Raw genomic sequence first — 1,156 nt, forward strand, 5'->3', positions numbered from 1 at the left:
CGGCCAGCCGGTCGCCACATCGCCGGACCAGGTGCCCCCGTACCGCTGCATCCCCGCCCAGCCCGACCGCGAGAAGAGGAACGGCCGCTCCGTCGGACGCAGCCGCCGCAGCCCCTCGTACCCGGCACGCGCCATCGCCAGCGCGTACACGTTGTGGGCCTCCCGGTGATCACCACCACGGCCCTCCAGCGCGTGCCGCGCCGACCGGGGCAGTGTCGGATCACCGAACGCGGCGAACGACACCGGCTCGTTCATGTCGTGCCACACCCCCGAGAAGCCCTGAGCCAGCCGCTCCTCGTACAGACCGCCCCACCACTCCCGCACCCCGGGATCGGTGAAGTCCGGGAAGACGCACTCACCCGGCCACACCTCCCCGCGCACCACCCGCCCCCGCGCGTCCCGCACGAACGCCCCGCCGTCCCCGACCGCCGCCCCCGCGTCGAACACCGCGTTCCCCGGCTCCGCCTTCACCGCCGGATCGACGATCGACACCAGCCGTACGCCGTCTCCCCGCAGCTCCCCGGCCAGCCCCGGCAGATCGGGAAACCGCTCCCGGTCCACCGTGAACACCCGGTGGCCGTCGTAGTGGTCGATGTCCAGATGCAGCGCGGACAGCGGCAGCCCCCGGTCCCGGTAACCGGCCACCACCCGCCGCACCTCGTGCTCGCTCCCGAACCCCCACCGGGCGTGCTGCGGCCCCAGCGCCCAGCCCGGCGGCAGCGCCGGAGCGCCCGTGAGCGCCGTCCACCCCCTCAGCACCCGGGCCGGCGTACCCGTCACCACCCAGCAGCGCAACGGCCCGCCGTCCATCCGCACCTCGCACGCCCCCGGCCGGTCGTGCCCCGAACCCGCGCCCTCCTCGCCCTCGCGCAGCGTCACCCGCCCCGGCCAGGAGCTGTCGTGGAACATCAGATGCGTCCCCGCGTCACTCACCACCAGCTGCACCGGCATCGTCAGGTACAGCGGATCGTCGCCCGGCCCGAACCGGCCACCGGGATCGGTGTTCCACAGCTCGTACACCCCGTCCCGCAACCGCGGCCCCGACGCCCGGCCGCCGAGCCTCCTTGAGCACCTTGTGCGTGTCCAGGCGTACGACGCGATGGCCGCGCTCGGCCGCCACCTGCTCCAGCCCCGTCAGCAGCCTGCGTCCGAGGCC

At 74.7% G+C, this 1,156-nt stretch carries 1 protein-coding gene; it reads right to left on the reverse strand.

The genetic code is table 11. The features are described 5' to 3' along the window. Positions 1-1,020 (reverse strand): TIM-barrel domain-containing protein (locus tag ACFWGZ_RS41125; protein ID WP_382456996.1); only part of this gene is annotated, 1,020 nt, incomplete at its 3' end. Positions 1,021-1,156: the final 136 nt, after the last annotated feature.

The organism is Lentzea sp. NPDC060358 (assembly GCF_042725365.1).
Classification (GTDB): Bacteria; Actinomycetota; Actinomycetes; order Mycobacteriales; family Pseudonocardiaceae; genus Lentzea.